General features: G+C 68.9%; 3 protein-coding genes. 2 read left to right on the top strand and 1 reads right to left on the bottom strand.

Annotated features, from left to right (window positions below; translation table 11 throughout):
- Positions 1-1,078: 1,078 nt before the first annotated feature.
- Positions 1,079-2,347 (top strand): cytochrome P450, encoded by a 1,269-nt coding sequence (locus tag TOK_RS22950; RefSeq protein WP_172457726.1) that lies wholly within the window; start codon positions 1,079-1,081, stop codon positions 2,345-2,347.
- The gene (locus TOK_RS22945; RefSeq protein ID WP_098960078.1) at positions 2,344-2,538 is read left to right on the top strand and encodes a ferredoxin; all 195 of its coding nucleotides are present in this window, start codon (positions 2,344-2,346) and stop codon (positions 2,536-2,538) included. The genes TOK_RS22950 and TOK_RS22945 overlap by 4 nt, the downstream gene beginning before the upstream one ends.
- A 142-nt stretch (positions 2,539-2,680) precedes the next feature.
- Here TOK_RS22945 and TOK_RS22940 read toward each other — a convergent pair whose 3' ends face one another.
- Positions 2,681-3,496 (bottom strand): mycofactocin-coupled SDR family oxidoreductase, encoded by an 816-nt coding sequence (locus TOK_RS22940; RefSeq protein ID WP_098960080.1) that lies wholly within the window; start codon positions 3,494-3,496, stop codon positions 2,681-2,683.
- Positions 3,497-4,015: the final 519 nt, after the last annotated feature.

Here is a 4,015-nt window from a genome sequence, read left to right as displayed (position 1 = left end):
GCAGTCAACCGCCGCCGGTACCCGTGTCTCATCGGTTCTCCTGTCGAGTGATCTCCGTGCGGCACACTCAGCGAGCGCGACCGCACCGGGCGGCCCGAGACACTCGGCCACGCCGCTGCGTCGCCGACCGGGCGTGCCTTCTCGTGGTCTTCGGCCGGTGGATGTCAGCGGTCTGGTCGCGTTCGAATACGTGTCGTCTCGTGTGCCGGCGGCGGCGTCACCCCCCCCCGGTTGTGCCGGGCGACGATGTCGGTGCGTTGGACCTGCCGGGCGAAGGTGGATCGCCGACGGCGGAGTCGGGGTCCTCGGTCGCCACATCTGGCGAGAGCGAGCCCCCGCCCGAATGAGAGCGTGAGGTGGCGGCGCCCGGCTCTCGGAGACCACGCCCTCACATCACGAAGCTAACCGGATGCACTTAGGTATGCAACTTGTCCGGCGGAACTGCTCCGGTCGCACGCTCTCGATGCCCTCCGGACGGACCGGTCGAATGCCGACCCTCCCGGACGCGATGATCGCGGTCCGGTCCCGATGTGGTCCTGACGGACCGCCCGGCCGGCAGCGGTGGTGCGCCACCCACGGTCCGACGAGCGCCGTCGATCCACAGCTGCCCCCTCGCGAACTCCGGGTCAGGCACCGACGAGGACGCTCACCTGCGCTTCCGTGATCACATGGGCCCCTCACAGGTCCTGGGTCGCCCTGTGCGCTCGACTGTCGAGGTCCGGGACGAGCTCCGCGGATCCCGATGGTCCCCGGCACGCCGACCGGCGACAGGACTGCGCGCCGACGAGCGCCGATCGGTGAGCGACCGGCTGCCGTGTCCGGGAACCATCGGGTGCCTTCCCCTCGATACCGCGGCCGTCGCTGCAGTTCACGTTCACGACGTTCTTTAGTTTACGCACCTGGTAATCCTTGCTGCAGCGACGGCCGGAACCTAGTGTGAGCCGTTCAGTCGTCGACGGCGGGCCGAACTGCTGCCGCGGACGCGACGGAGGACCCGACGCTTGGAGAATCCATGACACACGAGGTCACCGGCCGACCCGAGGTGACCCCGGAAGCGTTCGACCACCATTCCAGAGCGGTGGCTACGGACCCTTTCGGTTACTTCGACGCACTCCGCCGGCACGGGAACGTCGTCCGGTCCGAGCTCTACGGCGGGTTCTACACCATCGTCGGCTACGCGGCGGTGAGCGAAGCAACCCGCGACGGACGGACGTTCTCGTCCGAGGTCGCTGTCGACGGGACGGGGTGCCCGGTTGCCGGACGCGAAGGCTACGGCGGCACCCGGCTCCCGTCGGCCGCGGCCCGATCGGGGTTCATCGACACCGACGGACCGCGACATCTGCACTACCGTCGCCTGCTGCTTCCCTGGCTGACTCCGCGCGCCATGCAGAAGTGGGAGCCGGAGATCACGAAGCTGGCCGCCGAGGCCGTGGAGAGCGTGCGCCCGTCCGGCAGCGCGGAGATCGTGAACGACCTGGCCAGCCCGGTGTCGGCGGCCATCGTCATGGACATCATCGGGATGCCCAGAACGCTGGGTCAACAGTTCTCGGAGGCGCTGCACCACTTGATCGGGGCCCCGCCCGACTCCCCGGAGCGCACCGCCGCCGAACGGCTGTTCGGAGCCGTGCTGGTCGACGTCTCGGCCGCCATCATCGAGCGCTACGAGGCCCCGTCCGGAGAGGACCTGATCTCCTTCTTGTGTCGGGCCTCGGGGCCGGACGGCACGCGCCTGACGCCGGACGACGTGATCGAGCAGATGCGCCTCTTCCTGGCCGGTGGCCTGGACACCACCGCATCGTTGATCACGAACACCCTCATCTGGCTCGCCGGTCATCCAGAGCAGGCCGACCGGCTGCGCAACGAACCCGAGTTGTGGCCGCTGGCGACCGAGGAGTTCCTCCGCTTCACCACCCCCGTACTCGGTCTGGCTCGCACGGTGGACACCGACACCGTCCTGGACGGGGTCGAGCTCACCGCGGGCGACCGGCTCCTGCTCTCCTTCGGCGCGGCGAACCACGACCCGGCGGAGTTCGACACGCCCGAGGAGGTGATCCTCGACCGATTCCCCAACCGGCATCTCACCTTCGGTGTGGGAGCCCACCGGTGCATCGGCTCCAACATGGCCCGGTCCGTCTTCCAGGGGGTCATGCCCGTCATCCTGGCCAACTGCCTGGACATCAGGGTCGACCTCGACCGGGCCGTCCGCTACCCATCGGTCTCGGTGAGCAACGGCTGGCTGAGCGTTCCCATGACGTTCACCCCCGCACCGGAACCCGTCGTCCCGCCGCCGTACTCGTGGCGTTCCGAGACGAATCCTTCCGACGCATCTCAGGAGGCTCCCCGATGAAAGCCGAGGTCGACCGGGCGATGTGCCAGGGCCACACACTGTGCCACCTGGCGGCGCCGGAAGTGTTCGCGCTCAGCGACGAGGACGGCCACGCCTACGTCAAGATCAGCGCGGATCTGCCGGCCGGACTCGAGGCCGCGGCCCGCGACGCAGCCGCCACCTGCCCCGAACTGGCTGTCAGACTGACCTGATCCAGATCAGCGGACGGTCGCACTCCACGACTGCATCTCCGGTCCGCGGCGACGGCGAGCCTCACCGCGGACCGGGGTGCTGTCGTCCGCGGCGGACCATGGTTGCCTCGCCGTCTCTCGCAGCGGCCGCCATCGGACCGGCTCAGGTCCGGGCAGTCTGCCCGCGGTCGACCGGAAACTGGATGCCGGTGACGTTGCGTGCCGCATCCGAGGCGAGGAAGGCCACGATCTCCGACACCTCTTCGGGCTGAAGGCTGCCCTGTTTCGGCAAGAGGCTCTCCCCCAGCGGGCCGAAGAGCTGCGGGTACTTGGCGAACAGCTCGGCCACCTGCGGATCCCGGCTCATGGAGCTGTCGACGCCCATGGGGTGCACGGTGTTGACCCGGATACCGTGCTCCCCCAACTCGATCGCCAGCGCACGGGCCAGGCCGACCAGCCCGTGCTTGGCGGCGACGTAGTGCGCCATGAGGGGTGCACCCCGCAGGCCTGCGCTCGAGGAGGTGATCACGATGCTGCCCCCGGCCCCGCGCTCGATCATGGCCGGGATCGCGGCCTTGGCCAGGGACCACACCCCCTTGAGGTTGGTGTTCACGGTGTCGTCCCAGGCCTGCTCGGACAACTCCCAGGCGAACCCGTAACTCAGGACGCCGGCGTTGGCCACGACGATGTCCACGTGTCCCAGCTCCGCCAGCCCTCGATCGACCGCCGCAGCGACCTCTTCGGGCTTGCGGACATCGGCCACCCCGATCACCGCGCGCCGATCTAGCCTCCGCACCATCCGCGCGGTCTCCCGCAGCTCGTCCTCTGTCGCCATGGGGTAGCCGATGGTCGAGATGTCGGCGCAGATGTCGATCAGAATGACGTCGGCGCCCTCCTGAGCGAGGCGCAGGGCATGCGATCGCCCCTGACCGCGCCCCGCCCCCGACACCAGTGCGACTTTGCCCAGCAGGCCAGTCATTGCGCGCAACGTCATCTCGATTCATTCCGTGAGATCGGCTCAGCTATCACGGTCAGAGAAGGTTAACTAGTTGACCAGGTTAGCGTACAGAGCCGGAAAGGCGCTCCGGCCGCCCGGCCCCGGGCCGAGGCCCCGGCCGCCCCCGACGGGTACCGACCTGCTGCACGTGGATGTCGCGAAGCTCTGCGCCCGCAGAGTCGGCGGCCGGCCACCGTTGCACCATCAGGCTCGGACGGCATGTCGCCGGCCACGATGTCGGTTTCATCCGTCATGATGAGACCGTCACCGCCGCATTATGACCACCGGGCTGTCATCGAAGTTCCGCGAGCTTCGGGACCACCGGGCGAGCCCCTCATCAGGCTGATGGCGTCGGGATGCTGCCGACGATCGCGGCATCCGCCCGGAGTACCTGGTGACCGACTCCTAGCATTGGCCGCAGCCACCCGTGAACGTCGAGGAGCCCACGTGACGAGCAAGACGCGCCCGACCGTGTTCGAGCCACAGGCCCGACCGCACCTG

This window comes from Pseudonocardia sp. N23 (genome assembly GCF_002583555.1).
GTDB lineage: Bacteria > Actinomycetota > Actinomycetes > Mycobacteriales > Pseudonocardiaceae > Pseudonocardia.
This window is presented reverse-complemented; position numbering and strand designations above follow the sequence as displayed.

Excerpts from the sequence above, each read along its gene's own strand:
- TOK_RS22940 (WP_098960080.1), bottom strand. The coding sequence starts at position 3,496 with ATGACTGGCCTGCTGGGCAAAGTCGCACTGGTGTCGGGGGCGGGGCGC.
- TOK_RS22945 (WP_098960078.1), top strand. The coding sequence starts at position 2,344 with ATGAAAGCCGAGGTCGACCGGGCGATGTGCCAGGGCCACACACTGTGC.